The sequence below is a fragment of the Sorangium sp. So ce281 genome (assembly GCF_051527395.1).
Classification (GTDB): Bacteria; Myxococcota_A; Polyangia; order Polyangiales; family Polyangiaceae; genus Sorangium; species Sorangium cellulosum_B.
Genome location: NZ_CP150322.1, coordinates 7204693 through 7219281 on the forward strand (window position 1 = coordinate 7204693; position 14589 = coordinate 7219281).

At 71.1% G+C, this 14589-nt stretch carries 9 protein-coding genes; 4 read left to right on the forward strand and 5 right to left on the reverse strand.

Going from position 1 to position 14589, the window contains the following annotated elements:
- Positions 1-28: 28 nt before the first annotated feature.
- From WMF27_RS27150 to WMF27_RS27160, 3 genes are all read right to left on the reverse strand, one after another.
- Positions 29-1591, reverse strand: coding sequence for a hypothetical protein (locus WMF27_RS27150; protein ID WP_437765966.1), 1563 nt, complete (start codon positions 1589-1591; stop codon positions 29-31).
- Positions 1592-2072: 481 nt separating this feature from the next.
- Positions 2073-3077 carry a hypothetical protein gene (locus WMF27_RS27155; RefSeq protein WP_437765965.1) on the reverse strand — a complete coding sequence of 335 codons (1005 nt, stop codon included), beginning with the start codon at positions 3075-3077 and terminating at the stop codon, positions 2073-2075.
- A gap of 766 nt (positions 3078-3843) precedes the next feature.
- The gene (locus tag WMF27_RS27160; protein WP_437765964.1) at positions 3844-5247 is read right to left on the reverse strand and encodes a B12-binding domain-containing radical SAM protein; all 1404 of its coding nucleotides are present in this window, start codon (positions 5245-5247) and stop codon (positions 3844-3846) included.
- A gap of 44 nt (positions 5248-5291) precedes the next feature.
- On the opposite strand from WMF27_RS27160, the gene WMF27_RS27165 reads away from it, so the two are divergent.
- The gene (locus WMF27_RS27165; RefSeq protein WP_437765963.1) at positions 5292-7094 is read left to right on the forward strand and encodes a monovalent cation:proton antiporter-2 (CPA2) family protein; all 1803 of its coding nucleotides are present in this window, start codon (positions 5292-5294) and stop codon (positions 7092-7094) included.
- A 30-nt stretch (positions 7095-7124) separates the two neighbouring features.
- Here the strand turns inward: WMF27_RS27165 and WMF27_RS27170 are convergent, their stop codons facing one another.
- A complete protein-coding gene (locus WMF27_RS27170) occupies positions 7125-8510 on the reverse strand; it encodes a sigma 54-interacting transcriptional regulator (RefSeq protein ID WP_437765962.1) in 1386 nt (461 codons plus the stop codon).
- Position 8511: 1 nt separating this feature from the next.
- Entirely contained in the window at positions 8512-10092 is a 1581-nt protein-coding gene (locus WMF27_RS27175; protein WP_437765961.1) for a serine/threonine-protein kinase, read from the reverse strand.
- Positions 10093-10424: 332 nt separating this feature from the next.
- Here WMF27_RS27175 and WMF27_RS27180 point away from each other — a divergent pair, with 332 nt between their 5' ends.
- From WMF27_RS27180 to WMF27_RS27190, 3 genes are read left to right on the forward strand one after another with little or no spacing between them, the layout of a single operon-like run.
- Complete coding sequence (locus tag WMF27_RS27180) at positions 10425-10814, forward strand: hypothetical protein (protein ID WP_437765960.1); 390 nt, start codon at positions 10425-10427, stop codon at positions 10812-10814.
- A 53-nt stretch (positions 10815-10867) separates the two neighbouring features.
- Positions 10868-11701: a PspA/IM30 family protein gene (locus WMF27_RS27185; protein ID WP_437765959.1), complete on the forward strand. Its 834-nt coding sequence runs from the start codon at positions 10868-10870 to the stop codon at positions 11699-11701.
- A 13-nt stretch (positions 11702-11714) separates the two neighbouring features.
- Entirely contained in the window at positions 11715-14528 is a 2814-nt protein-coding gene (locus tag WMF27_RS27190) for a cation-translocating P-type ATPase (RefSeq protein WP_437765958.1), read from the forward strand.
- The last annotated feature ends 61 nt before the right edge of the window (positions 14529-14589 follow it).

Here is a 14589-nt window from a genome sequence, read left to right on the forward strand (position 1 = left end):
GCGCCCGCCGCCGGCCAGCGCCGCGCCGTCAGGGGCTCGGCAGGCTGGGGTAGGCCGGACCGAAGTCGTTGCGGACGTCGCGGACCGTCGAGAGGTACGGCGTCTTCACGGTCTCGTCCCGGTAGAGCGGCCTGACGACGCACGTATCGCCTCCGCACTCCCCCGCTTCGGGGAAGATCACGTCGGCGACGAGCCAGAACCTGTCGCCTGAGTCCTCCGGAACGAAGGCGACGGGCACCTCGGGGTCGTAGAAACCGGTGGGCCCGAGGTCGGCCCCGAGCTCGCCGTTGCAGTAGATCTTGATCCGCGGGTGCACGTCGAACGACACGCTGCCGCCGAAGTAGTGCACGGCGATGCGCATCCAGCTGGCCTTGGGCGGGAAATCGACGTTGATGTTCTCGGGCGCGCAGAAGGTCGGGTCGTCCGGGTCCGTGGTGCGGTGGGAGCAGGAGATGTTGTCGAGATCGAGCCGCGGGCTATGGCACCCCCTGCCGTGGTCGCGCCAGTCGTCCCCCACCCCGCGAGGCGCGTAGAAGCAGCTGTTGTTGGTCTCCTCCGGATCCAGGTACCAGTTCACCGGCTCGGGGGGCGTCGCCGTGTCGCTGAACCACGTGATGGCCGAGCCGCCCGAGAGGCTGTCGAGCGTGCAGTTCCCGTAGCCGCACGCGGCGCTGGAGCCGCCGACCGTCCAGGGCTGCATGCTGTCCGGCTTGTGGAGGTAGAGGTCCATGTCCACGCTGGCCGGCTCGTGCTCCCACTCGAGCTCGACGCGGAGGCCGCGGGCGCCGACGAACAGCGGGTAAACGCAGGTCGCGGTCTCTCCGCTCGCCAGGCTCTTCGTGTACGTGACCGTGTACTCGCCCGACTGGAGCGGCTTGAAATCGTCCGCCGGCCCCTGCCCGCCCACCGCGGGGCACGGGCTCACGCCCGGCGGGCACGTCACCGTCCACACCTCGGAGCCCGGACGCGCGTCCTCGCTGAACGAGCCGGTGCCCTCCTTCAGATCGACGGTGGCGAACGGCGCCGCCTGGAGCGGGTGGCAGCCCGCCACGTCGTTCCGGTGGCAGTCCTGGTCCGCGTGCACGCCGCCGACGCAGGGGCCCCACGTGCCCGTCTCGTCGCAGATCTGGGTCCCGGGGAAGCACCCCGGGCTGCGCCGGAACGACGGATCGCCGCGAAAGCAGGAGTGCGCCTGCCCGGCGATGCACCCGCAATTCTCGTCGATCATCCCGTTGCAGTCGTCGTCCAGCCCGGCGTGATCCACGCCGAGCTCATCCACGCCGCAGAGCTCCGTCGGACCGCAGGCGCTCCCGCACGGGTTGACCGTCACCGGCAAGCCCTCGTGCGTCCCTTCGCCGGGGTCGCCAAGGAAGCCGCCGTAACCTTCCGAGCCGCCGGGCTGGGCGGTCGCCGCGCCGGCGCCGCCCGCCCCGGCGGCGCTGCCCGCCTCGTCGGCGTGCGCGCCGCCGCCCGTCGTCGGATCGAACGTGAGCCGCTTGCCCTCGGCGCTGCAGCCGGCCGCGAAACCGGCGCCCGACGCCGCGATCGCGATCACGACGGGGAGCACGGAGGAGACACGAAGACGAGACATGATACCTCCACTTGGAGACCTAGACGCGGTGTCGCGGCGGCCTGCGCCCGCTCCGCGCGACGGCGAAGCGCGCCGCGCACCAGGCACTACGGCGTGATGCAAAGCGGATACCGGTTTCCCCAGCGCGCGCGAAAGCGCGGCTCGGGACGGCGGATCACGAAGCCTCGACCCTCATCGAGCAACAAGGACACCTGCCATGCAGACTCAGCAGGGTGAGTCGCTGGAGGAGGACTCCCTAGCACGGACGCCGGCCGGCGATGGCCACAATGAGCCGCCTTCAGCCGGCGAGACGCGCTCTCGCCGGATGCGTCGTCAGGCGAACCACCAACTCACCCGAGGAGCCAGAGAAATCATCCTCAGACAGATCACCACGATGCTCGCCGTGCTGGCCGGTGTGGCGTTGCGCCTCACGACCTCTGCGCGCGGGGCGAGGCGGCGTCGGCAGAGCTCGCGCGCTCGCGCCGGCGCGCGCCCTTCGGGGTCACGGCAGCGTCGGGTAGGCGGGACCGAAGCTCGCCTCGACGTCGTCCCGCGTGGTGAGCAGCGGCGTCTTCGCGCTGGCGCTCTCGTAGAGCGGCCGCACGACGCAGGCCGCCTGGCCGCACTCGTCCGGCTCGGGGAAGAGCACGTCGGCGACGAGCCAGAACAAGGTGTGTCCGTCCGTGGGCTTGAACGCGACACGCCGCTCTGGGCTGTAGAACCCCGTGTGCCCCAGATCGGCCCCGAGCGCGCTGTCGCAGAAGATCTTGATCCGGGGGTGGATATCGTCCTTCACGCTCCCCTGACCGAAGTAATACACGCCGATGCGCATCCACTGACCCTTCGGCGGATAGTCGAGGTTGATGTTCTCCGGCGCGCAGAAGTCTGGGTCGTTGGGGTCCGTCACGATGGGGTCGCACCTCCAGTTGTCGAGGTCGAGCCGCGGGTTGTGGCAGCCAAGACCGTTCGCCTCCCATAGCTTCCCCACGCCCCGAGGGGCGTTGAAGCAGCCGTTGTTGCCCGGCACCGGATCGAGGTACCAGTTCACGGGGTCCGGCAGCCTCGCGCTGTTCAAGAACCAGCGGATATCCGAGGCCTTTGACGAGAAGTGCTCGATGGTGCAGTTGTAAAAGCCGCAGTCCACCGCCGAGCCCGACATGCTCCAGGGTTGCGTGTTGCTCGGCTTGTGGAGGTGGAGATCGAGATCGACGTCGCCGACGTCGTGCTCCCACTCGAGCTCGACGCGCAGCCCGCCCGCGCTGACGAAGAGCGGGTACTGGCAGCTCCGGGTATCGCCGCTCGGGACGCGCTTCGTGTACGTGACAGTGTACTCCCCCGACTGCAGCGGCTTGAAATCGTCCGCTGGGTCCGAGCCGCTCACTCCGGGGCACGGGTCGACGCCATCGGGGCAGTCCACCGTCCACACCTCGGAGCCCGCGACCGCATCCGCGCTGAAGGCGCTGGTGCCCGCCTTGAGGTTGACATCGGCGAAGGGCGACGCCTGCATCGGGCGGCACGGAGCGCCGCCACCCATATGGCAGTTCTCGTCGGCGTGCACGCCGCCGACGCACGGGCCCCAGGTGCCTGTCTCGTCGCAGAGCTGGGTGCCAGGAAAGCAGCCCTCGCTGTTCCGGAACGACGGATCGCCGCGGAAGCAGGAGTGCGCCTGACCGGGGATGCAGGCGCACGTCTCGTCGATCGAACCATCGCAGTCGTCGTCCAGGCCGAGGGTCGCGCCGGTACATAGCTCCCTGTCGCCGCACGCGCTCCCACAAGCGTTCACCGGCACATCGCTGTACGGCTCCTGCCCTCCATCGATGTCGAGGAACCCACCCTGCCCGTCGACTCCGCCGGTCGTGCCGCCCGCCCCCACGCCTGGTTCGTCAGCTCCGCTCGAGTCGAGCACGTTGGACGAGCCCGTCGCGCTGCAGCTGGCCGCGAAGCCAGCGCTGGACACGGCGGCGCCAACCACGATGAGGAGCGAGAAGGAGAACCGACATCGACCCATGACACCTCCGCTTGAGGGACCCTCGATGCCGCGACAAAGCGGGCTCACGCCCCGCTCGACACCCCGGCATTCCAGGAGCTCACGCGAGTGTAGCAAAATCAGCAAGCGACAATCGCACTGCAAGCGCGACATGAAGAATGTCGCTCGCTCACCGCGCGCCGCCGTCCATCCGCGAGCGGTCGATTGTCCACATCCACCGATGCGCTGCGGGTGCAGGACGGCGCCCACGCACGCACAGGGCGTGAAGCTGGCGCCAGGGGATCGCCTATCCGATGATCGGGAGCTGCCGAGCGCCCTTGGCCCTCGCAGGCTGCGGCTCCGGCTGCGGCTGCACCACGGACGAAGCGGCCGCCTCCTCGATGTGCACGCCGGAGCGGAAGCGCTGCTCGCCGCCCGCGATCTTGCGGTGCGCCAGCGTGTGCTGCATGAAATTCAGCGGAAAGAAGCCCGCCAGCTGGATCCAGCTCGACTGCCGCGTGAGGGTGAACCTGCGCCATATCGAGGACGGCGAGTAGAATTTCGTCCACGCGGACACCCACCCCTCCCGGAGCCGCTCCCGCGACATCTGCTTGGGGACGAAATAGGGCGAGCCGGCGTCGTGGTCGCGGCGCAGCCACCAGCGCTCGTCCGTGAGGCGCCCTTCCGCCTTGAGGCGGCGGTACAGCTGCGTCGCGGGGTACGGGGTGAGGATGGCATACAGCGCCATCGTCAGCTTCATGTCGACGCCGAACTCCACGGTGCGATCGAACACCTCGGGATCGTCCGTATCGAACCCGAAGACGAAGCTCCCCCAGACCGAGATGCCGTGATCGTGGAGCATCGCCATCGTCTCCTTGTACTGGGAGGGACGGTTCTGCCGCTTTCCGGTGAACTTCACCGTCTCGTCGTCGATGCTCTCGAACCCGATGAAGAGCGCCTTGCACCCGCTCTCGGCCATGAGCTTCACGTTCTCGAGGCGCTTGACCGCGGCGAGCGAGCACTGGCCTATCCAGTGCTTCTTCAGCGGGATCATCCGGGTGAAGAGATCCTTCGAGTACGCCCGGTGGATCATCACGTTGTCGTCCGCGAACATGATGAGCTTGCCGAGCGACCGGAGCTCGCTCAGCACCTCGTCGGTCGGGCGGAACCGCATCGTGGTGCCGTTCGCCGTCGACACGCTGCAGAACTCGCACGGATACGGGCAGCCGCGCATCGTCTGGACGACCTGGAACGGGATGTACTTCTTGGAGGTGAACAGGTCGCGCCGCGGCGGGGGCCTGCCCGCGAGGCTCGGCAGCTCCGGGCGGTAGAACGGCTTGAGCTCGCCGCGCTTCACGTCCGCGAGCAGGGCGGGCCAGGCGTCCTCCGCCTCGCCGACCACGACGGCGTCCGCGTGCTGCAGGGCCTCGTCGGGGCAGGCCGTCGGGTGGATGCCGCCGAGCACCACCTTCACGCCGCGCCTGCGGTAGGCGGCGGCGATATCGTAGCTGCGGCGGGCGGTCTTGCTGTCGACGCTGATCCCGACGAGGTCGACGTCCTTGACGTCGCGCTGGAGATCGAAGGGCTGCACGACGTCATCGGTGTAGATGATCTCATCTTCGGGGGGCGTGAGCGCCGCGAGCGTGCCGAGCCCCACCCGGGGCAGGTACGCGGAATCCTCGCTTGCCGTGGCGATGAGCTCGATCTGCATGGCGGATCGTGCTTATCACGGAGCCCCAAGGAGACCCACGACGAATGAGCTTGCTCTCGGACGCCGCAGTCTTTCTCGGCGCGGCCGTGATCGCCGTGCCGCTGTTCAAGCGGATCGGCCTCGGCGCGGTGCTCGGCTACCTCGTCGCGGGCGCGCTGCTCGGCCCGTCGGGGCTGCGGATCGTCGCCAACGTCGAGGACACCCTCCACTTCTCGGAGCTCGGCGTGGTGCTGCTCCTCTTCCTCATCGGCCTCGAGCTCAAGCCATCGCGGCTCTGGGTGCTCCGCCGCGCCGTGTTCGGCCTCGGCGGCGCGCAGGTCGCCATCACGGGCGCGCTCATCGCGCTCATCGGCGCCGCGCTCGGCCTGCGCGCCGACACGGCGGCCATCGCGGGCGTCGGGCTCTCGCTCTCGTCGACGGCGTTCGTCCTGCAGATCCTGGCCGAGAAGGGCCAGATGCAGTCGCAGCACGGCCGCTCCGCGTTCGCCATCCTGCTCTTCCAGGACCTCGCCGTCATCCCGCTGATCGCGGGGCTCCACCTGCTCGGCCCCGCCGGCGCGGCCCCCGCCGAGGGGAGCGCCGTCGCCTCGTCGCTCAAGGTCGTGGCCGTGCTGCTCGCGGTCGTCGTCGGCGGCCGCTACCTCGTGCGCCCCGTCTTCCGGGCCATCGCCGCCACCCACGCCCACGAGGTCTTCACCGCGGCGGCCCTGCTCGTCGTGCTCGGCACGGCGCTCCTCATGGTGCAGGTCGGCCTCTCCATGTCGCTCGGCGCCTTCCTGGCGGGCGTGCTGCTCGCCGACTCGGAGTACCGCCACGAGCTCGAGGCGGACATCGAGCCGTTCAAGGGCCTGCTCATGGGGCTCTTCTTCATCGCCGTCGGGATGTCGGCGAACATCGGCCTCGTCATCGAGCGGCCGCTGCTCGTCCTCGGGCTCGTCCTCGGCGTGATGGCGCTCAAGGCCGCCGTCCTGCTCGTCCTGGGCAGGGCGACCGGGCACGCGAAGGGCTCCGCGCGCGACCTCGCGCTCACGCTCCCGCAGGGGGGCGAGTTCGCCTTCGTCCTCTTCGGGATCGCCGCGGGACAGGGCCTCATGGACAGGCTCCTCGCCGACCTCCTGGTCGTCGTGGTCACCCTGTCCATGGCGCTCACGCCGCTCGTCATCGCGCTCGGCGACGCGCTCGTCAAGCGATGGCAGGGGGGCCGGCCAGAGCGCGAGTTCGACGCGATCGACGACGACGACCCGAGGGTCATCATCGCCGGATACGGCCGCTTCGGCCAGATCGTCTCTCGCGTCCTCCGCACGAGGAAGATCCCCTTCACCGCGCTCGACGCGAGCCCGACGCAGGTCGACTTCGTCCGCAGGTACGGCAACAAGATCTATTACGGGGACGCCTCCCGGCTCGAGCTGCTCCGCGCGGCGCGCGCCGACAAGGCGAAGATCTTCGTGCTGGCGATCGACGACGTCGCGTCGTCGGTGAAGACGGCGGAGGTGGTGAAGCGGCACTTTCCGGACCTCCTCATCTACGCGCGCGCCAGGAACCGCCAGCACGCGTATCAGCTGATGGATATCGGCGTGACGGTGCTGGCGCGGGAGACGTTCCTGTCGTCGCTCGAGGTGGCGGCGCGCGTGCTCGAGGGCCTCGGGATGCGGGAGCGGGACGCCCGCGCGACCATCGAGCGGTTCAGGGCCCACGACGAGAGGGTGCTCCTCCGCGGGCACGCGGTGCACAACGACGAGGTCAAGCTCATCGAGGCGGCGAAGCAGGCGGCGCAGGAGCTCGAAGGGCTGTTCGAGTCCGACGAGATCGCGCCGCCCGGCGGGGACGACGAGGCCGCGGCGGTGTGACGCGGAGCGCGCGAGTCGCCGCCGGCTCGCTCACTCCTGCTCTTGCTTCGCGCCGATGCCGTGGCGGCGGAGGTAAGCCCGCACGTGCGCCCGCTCCATGCCCGCGCGCCGCGCCATCTCGCTCACGTTGCCCTTCGCGTCCTCGGACAGGGCGGCGAAGTAGTCGCGCTCGAACCGCGCGAGGACGTCGCGCTTCGCCTCCTGGAACTGGCGGCCCTTCATCGACGCGAACGAGCTGCTGGCCGCGCCGCCGCCCGGGGGGATCGACGGCGAGGAGCTCGGGTGCATCGGCGTCTCGGTGAGGGCGCCGAGGTGCGCCGCGATGTCGATCTCCTCGCCCTCGGCGGCGAGCGCGAACGCGACGGCGACCGCGTTCCGCAGCTCGCGGACGTTGCCCGGCCAGTCGTGCCGCATCAGCCGCTCGAGCGTCATGTTCGAGACGCGCTCGTAGGCGCTCTCGTCGCCGAGATCCTTCAGCATCCGGCGGACGAGCACGGGGATGTCCTCCACGCGCTGCCGGAGCGCCGGCAGCTCGATCTTGATCTGCGCGACGCGGAAGTAGAGGTCGCTCCGGAAGTTGCCGCCGTTCACGGCCCGCACGAGGTCGCGGCGCGTCGCCGCGAGCACGCGCACGTCGACCTCGCGGTAGCTCGACCCGCCGACGCTCTTGATGCGGCGCTCGGCGAGCGCGCGGAGGAGCTTCGGCTGCACCTCGAGCGGCAGCTCGCCGAGCTCGTCGAGGAAGATCGTGCCGCCGTCCGCCTCGAGGAACGGCGAGAGGCGCTTGTCGACCGCGCCCGTGAACGCGCCGCGCTCGTGGCCGAACAGCGTCGCCTCGGCCAGGGTCGGCGGGATCGAGCCGCAGTCCACGACCACGAACGGCTTCTTCGAGCGGGCGCTCGCCAGGTGCAGCGCCTGCGCGACGAGCTCCTTGCCCGTGCCGGTCTCGCCCGTGATGAGCACCGTGAGGTCGGTCGGCGCCATCTTGGAGAGGCGCTCGAAGATGGCCCGCATCCCGGGGCTGCTCGCCACGAGCGGGCCGAACGACGGGATCGCCGAGACCGTGATGCGCTCGGGCCGCAGGGGCTCGAACTGGATCTCGGTCTCGCCGAGCCGCAGCTTCGTGCTCGTGAGCAGGTAGATGTCGCCGACCCGCACGCCGCCGACGAAGGTCCCGTTCCGGCTGTCGAGATCGCGCACGCGGACGCCCTGCTCCGTGGCGACGAACTCGGCGTGCACCGCGCTGACCTTGGCGTCGTCGAGAACCAGCTGGCAGGCCGCGTTGCGGCCCACGATGACGGGATCGGTGCCGATCTCGATCCATCCGCCGCCGCGCGCGGCCGATGATTTCGTGAGGCGGATGCGCCCGCCGCGCACCTCGACCCGGTTCTTCGTGCCTACCGTCGCGTCGAGCAACTCAGTGCCTCTCTGTCTTGCGGCGCGAAGGCGGACCCTCCGGCCGGGGAATCTCTGGGCCCCCGCCCCTGCTCGGCGGCGCCGGCGGCGCGCCCGCGCCCGCCCTGCTCGGCGGTGGTGGCGGCGCGCCCGCCCTGCTCGGCGGTGGTGGCGGCGCGCCCGCCCTGCTCGGCGGTGGTGGCGGCGCGCCCGCGCCCGCCCTGCTCGGCGGTGGTGGCGGCGCGCCCGCGCCCGCCCTGCTCGGCGGCGCTGGCGGCGCGCCCGCGCCCGCCCTGCTCGGCGGTGGCGGCGGCGCAGCGGCCCGGCTCGGCGGCGCCGGCGGCGCGCCCGCGCCCGCCCTGCTCGGCGGCGCCGGCGGCGCGCCCGCGCCCGCCCTGCTCGGCGGCGCCGGCGGCGCGCCCGCGCCCGCCCTGCTCGGCGGCGCCGGCGGCGCGCCCACGCCGGTCCTGCTCGGCGGCGCCGGCGGCGCAGCGGCCCGGCTCGGCGGCGGCGGCGGCACGGTGCTCCCGGCCCGGCTCGGCGGCGGCGGGGGCACGGTGCTGGCCCTGGGAGGGGCGAGCGAAGCAGGGGGCGGCGAGCTGTGGCCGCCGTCGCTGAAGCCGCCGTTCTCCGTCATCGTCGGCGGGCCGTCGACGACCGTCGGGTTGTCTTCCAGGAACGGGTCGGGCAGCTCGGAGGGATACCTGCTCCGCTGCGTGCGGCGCGTCGCGCGCGTGATGTTCGCCGGCTGGATGGCCCGCCAGCTCGACAGCGCCTCTGCCGCGGAGCCGAAGCGCCCCTCGCGCCGGCGGTCGAGCGCCCGCTCGAGGAAGCGCTCGATGCCCACCGGCCATTTCTCGCCGGTCGCCTCGGCGAGCGAAGGCGCCGGGCGGTCGAGCTTCATCGCGACGAGCACCGCGGCGTTCGCCCCCTCGAACGGCAGCCGCCCGGACAGGGACCGGAAGGCCACCGCGCCGACCGCGTAGATGTCGGCCCGCTCGTCGGCCCGCGCGGCGCCCCGCACCTGCTCCGGCGCCATGTACGCGAACGATCCCAGCGTCGCGTCGAAGGCGGTGAGCGTCGGCTCTTCCTTCTCGCGCCGCGCGAGCTTCGAGATGCCGAAATCGAGGATCTTCGCGCGCTCGCGCCGGTCCGGCAGGCCGAGGTGCTCGAGGTAGATGTTGCCCGGCTTCAGATCGCGGTGGATGACGCCCGCGGCGTGCGCCGCCACGAGCCCCTGGAGCACGTCATCGATGATCGGGCCGACCTCGCTGAACGGCAGGTACTGCTCGCGCTTCAGCCGATCTGCCAGCGACTCGCCGTCGAGCTGCTCGAACACGAGCAGGTGCTCGCCCTCGTCCGTCTGGCCGACCTCGAGCAGCTGGCAGACGTACGGGCTCTGGATGGCCGAGGCGATCTTCGCCTCGCGGTCGAAGCGCCGCACGAGATCGGGCTTCATCGCGGCGCGCGCGAGCAGGACCTTGATGGCGACCTGGTGATTGTCCGATTCCCGTGTCGCTGCCCAGACTTCGCCCATGCCGCCCCGCCCGAGCAGGCGGGAGACACGGTAGCCAGCAACGACGTCGCCCGGGTGGATCGCCACGTAACCTGGATCGGGACCGTACCACCGCGACTCTCGAACGGGTGAGAAAAAAGCGAGCGTCCGGGGAAACCGCGTGATTCCCGGAGCGACTGGAACCGATCACGGAACGCGGCTCGCGGCGCGTGTTGCGGGCTCACGGCGCGACAGCGCGCCGGTGCGATCGGAGCACGAACCCAACGGAGGGCACGCCCTGGTTCGGTGGACCACGGCGAGCCGCGCGCCCTCGATGGTGGTGGCCGTGGGCCGCAGCCCACGGCGCGCGGAATCCCGGGAGGAATCCGAGGGACGCAGCACTAGCCCGACGCGACATGATTCTGTAGGCTCGCCGCGCCATGCCGCGTACCGCCGAGGATGTCGAAACCTACCTCCTGCAGCTCGATCGCCGGTTCGAGAACGACGCCGGAACCTACCTCGTCTCGGGGGGCCCGGACGCGCCGCCGATCGCGATCCGCATCGACCCGCCGATCGTGGCGGTGCGGGTCACGATCGGCCCTGTCCCCGGGGACGACGCACACCAGACCAGGCTCTTCCGCCGCCTGCTCGAGTACAACGCGACGGATCTGATGCACGCTTCGTACGGGATCGAGGCGGGCACCGTCGTCCTGTCGGCGGCGCTGGAGCTCGAGAACCTCGACATGAACGAGCTCGAGGCGATCCTGAGCGACATTGATCTCGCGCTCGCCCGCCACATCTCCGTGCTGCACGATCTCGCGCTCAGCTGAGCAGACCCGCCGCGCCTTTCGACCCTGCGCACCCCGAGAGTTGGAGCTGATCTATGGGAATTTTCGCGCGCCTTGCGACCCTCATCAAGTCGAACCTGAACGACCTCATCAGCCGCTCGGAGGACCCCGAGAAGATGCTGAACCAGGTCGTCATCGACATGGCAAACCAGCTGATCGAGGCGAAGAAGCAGGTCGCCGTCTCGATCGCCGACGAGAAGCGGCTGGCCAAGCAGGCCGAGCAGGAGGCCGCCCACGCCGCGGAGTGGGAGCGCAGGGCGATGCTCGCGATCAAGGCGGGCGACGACGCGCTGGCCAAGGAGGCGCTGAACCGCAAGAAGGAGCACGACCAGCTCGCCACCTCCTACAAGGACCAGTGGCAGAAGCAGAAGCAGGCCGTCGACCAGCTGAAGACGGCGCTGCGCCTCCTGAACAACAAGATCGAGGAGGCGAAGCGCAAGAAGAACGTGCTCATCGCCCGGAAGAAGCGGGCCGAGGCGCAGAAGGCCATCCAGGAGACGATGAGCGGCCTGAACAACGCCTCCGCCTTCGAGACGTTCGACCGGATGTCGAACAAGATCGACCAGATCGAGGCCGAGGCCGAGGCCGCCGGGGAGATCGCCGAGCAGTACACGGGCGACACGCTGGCGCACAAGTTCGGGCAGCTCGAGGCGACGGCGGGCGCGGACGACGAGCTGCTCGCGCTCAAGCGGAAGATGGGCGTGCTCCCGCCCGAGCCGCCGCCCGCCGCGGCGCCGCCGCAGGTGCGCGTGGCCGGCGCGGGCGGCGCGCCGGCCGCCGCGCCCCAGGCCGAGCAGGACGAGCTCGCGGCGGCGCTCGCGGAGCTCGAGGCCGAAGAACAACGTGAACAAGCCAGGATGAAGCGCTAGAGCACGCCTGCCCATGAGCCAAGCCGCCACGGCGCTCCGCCCAGACGAACCGAACGCCGCTCCCGCCGCTCCCATCGCTGTCCACGCCGAAGAGGTCGGCGCCTTCCTCGATCGCGTCGGGGTCAGCTCGTCCGGCGGGCTCTCCGACGCCGAGGCGCAGCAGCGCCTCGCGGAGCACGGCAAGAACCGCCTGCCCGAGACGAAGAAGAAGAGCGCGCTCGTCCGCATCCTCGAGCAGTTCGCGAACCCGCTCGTGCTCACGCTCCTCGCCGCGGCGACGATCGCCGTGGTCGTCGGCTTCACGGCCGACCAGGACGAGAGCTTCCTCCACCGGTTCGGCGACGCGATCGCGATCCTGCTCATCGTGATCCTGAACGCCTTCCTCGGTTACTACCAGGAGCGGCGCGCGGAGGCGGCCCTGGAGGCCCTCCAGAAGCTCAGCGCGCCGAACGCGCGCGTGCGCCGCGGCGGCAAGACCGTGATCATCGCGGCCGAGGACGTCGCGCCCGGCGACATCCTCGAGCTCGAGGCGGGCGACTCGATCCCGGCCGACGCGCGGCTCGTGCAGACGATCAGCTTCGCGACCGAGGAGGCGGCGCTGACGGGCGAGAGCGCGGCCGCGGTCAAGGACGCGCTCGCCCCTGTCGCGCGCGACGCGCCGCTCGGCGACCGCGTCACGATGGTCTTCACGGGCACGAGCGTCGTGCGCGGCAAGGGGCGCGCGGTGGTGACCGCGACCGGCGTGAGCACCGAGCTCGGCCGGATCGGCGAGATGATCCGCTCGGTCGGCGAGCAGAAGACGCCCCTCGAGGAGCGGCTCGATCGCTTCGGCTCGGTGATCCTGCGGGTGTGCCTCGCGCTCTCCGCGGTGCTGCTCGGCTGGGGGTTCATCCGGGGCGGACGGCCGTGGCACGAGCTCCTGCTCGAGGGCGTGAGCCTCGCCGTGGCCGCCATCCCCGAGGGGCTGCCCGCGATCACGACGATCACGCTCGCGCTGGGGATGCAGCGCATGGCGCGGCGCGGGGCGATCGTGCGCAAGCTGCCCGCGGTCGAGACGCTCGGCGCCGCGACCATCATCGCGTCGGACAAGACGGGCACGCTCACCCAGAACGAGATGACCGTGCGCAACGTGTACGCGGGCGGCCGCCGCTACACGGTGACCGGCGAGGGGTACAACCCGGCGGGCGCGCTGCGGGACGAGGGCGGCGCGGAGGTCGTGGAGCACTCGGCGCCCCTCACGTACCTGTTCGCGACGGTCGCGCTCTGCAACAACGCGTCGCTCGACGAGGATCGCGCGACGGGCCGCTGGAACATCGTCGGCGATCCGACCGAGGGGGCGCTGCTGACGCTGGCCGCGAAGGGCAACTACTCGCGCGAGTCGGTGGCGCCGTCGCACGCGTTCGTGCACGAGCTGCCGTTCGACAGCGACCGCAAGCGGATGACGGTGATCACGCGGGACGAGCGCGGCCGCGAGATCGCGCACGTGAAGGGGAGCGTCGACGTGCTCCTGCCGCTCTGCGTGAAGTTCGCCGACGACAAGGGCGTGCGGGCGCTGTCCGAGGACGACCGCGCTGCGATCGTCGCCGAGGCCGATCGCATGAGCGCGGCCGCGCTGCGCGTGCTCGCGATCTGCCGCCGGGTGCGGGTCAGCCGCGACGGGGACGACGTCGAGCGCGAGCTCACGTTCCTCGGCCTGGTCGGGATGATGGACCCGCCGCGGCAGGGGGTGAAGGAGGCGGTGGCCGAGTGCCGCCGCGCCGGCATCCGCGCCGTCATGATCACCGGCGACCACCGGCTCACCGCGACGGCGATCGCCAAGGAGATCGGGCTCTGGGACGAGGGCGACGAGGCGCTCAGCGGCGCGGAGCTCGCGGCGATGAGCGACGAGGAGCTCGGGCGGCGGATCATGCACCTGCGCGTCTTCGCCCGGACGACGGCGGAGCAGAAGCTCCGGCTCGTGCGGGCGTTCAAGGCGCACGGCCACATCGTGGCGATGACGGGCGACGGCGTGAACGACGCGCCCGCGCTCCGGGAGGCGCACATCGGCGTGGCGATGGGGCGCGGGGGCACCGACGTGGCGCGGCAGGCGGCGGACCTCGTGCTGGCGGACGACAACTTCGCGACCATCGTCGAGGCGGTGCGCGAGGGGCGCGCCATCTACCGCAACATCCAGAAGTTCATCTTCTTCCTCCTCTCGTCGAACATGGGCCTCCTCGTGGCCGTGTTCGTCGTCTCGTTCTTCGGCAAGTGGCCGCCGCTGACGCCGCTCATGATCCTCTGGATCAACCTCGTCACGAACGGCCTGCCCGCGCTCGCGCTGGGCATCGATCCGCCGGATCCGCAGCTCATGTCGGAGGCGCCGCGGCCGCGCGACGAGGGCCTGCTCATCAAGCGCGACTACCTCGGGATCCTGTACGTCGGCGCGATCATGGGGCTCGCCGCCGTCGCGCTCTACGCCACGTCGGACCAGACCGAGGAGGGGCTGCTGCGCACGCGCGCCGTCGCCTTCTCGCTGCTGGCGCTGTCGCCGCTCTTCCACGCCTGGAGCTGCCGTAGCCCGGTCATCTCGCTCTTCGCGTCGAAGCCGCTCATCAGCCTCCCGCTCCTCCTGGCGGTCGCGGCGAGCGCGGCGATCCACCTGATCGCGCTGCTCGTGCCCGCGCTGCGCCCGGTCTTCCGCACGTACGCGATGTCGTCGAACGAGTGGATGCTCCTGCTCGTCCTCTCGGCGCTCATCGTCCCGGCCGTCGAGATCGCAAAGCTCGTGTACCGCCGGATCCGCCCCGAAGGCGCCGGCCTCACGCCCGCCCCCAAGCCCCACGCATGACCGCCGGGTGAGGGCCTCGGCACCGCCGAGCCCCCTCGCCTGCCACGTCAGACGGCCACCT

What these genes read in the sequence shown, in the direction of transcription:
- WMF27_RS27150 (WP_437765966.1), bottom strand. Translation starts at nt 1,591, where the DNA reads ATGTCTCGTCTTCGTGTCTCCTCCGTGCTCCCCGTCGTGATCGCGATC.
- WMF27_RS27155 (WP_437765965.1), bottom strand. Translation starts at nt 3,077, where the DNA reads ATGCAGGCGTCGCCCTTCGCCGATGTCAACCTCAAGGCGGGCACCAGC.
- WMF27_RS27160 (WP_437765964.1), bottom strand. Translation starts at nt 5,247, where the DNA reads ATGCAGATCGAGCTCATCGCCACGGCAAGCGAGGATTCCGCGTACCTG.
- WMF27_RS27165 (WP_437765963.1), top strand. Translation starts at nt 5,292, where the DNA reads ATGAGCTTGCTCTCGGACGCCGCAGTCTTTCTCGGCGCGGCCGTGATC.
- WMF27_RS27180 (WP_437765960.1), top strand. Translation starts at nt 10,425, where the DNA reads ATGCCGCGTACCGCCGAGGATGTCGAAACCTACCTCCTGCAGCTCGAT.
- WMF27_RS27185 (WP_437765959.1), top strand. Translation starts at nt 10,868, where the DNA reads ATGGGAATTTTCGCGCGCCTTGCGACCCTCATCAAGTCGAACCTGAAC.
- WMF27_RS27190 (WP_437765958.1), top strand. Translation starts at nt 11,715, where the DNA reads ATGAGCCAAGCCGCCACGGCGCTCCGCCCAGACGAACCGAACGCCGCT.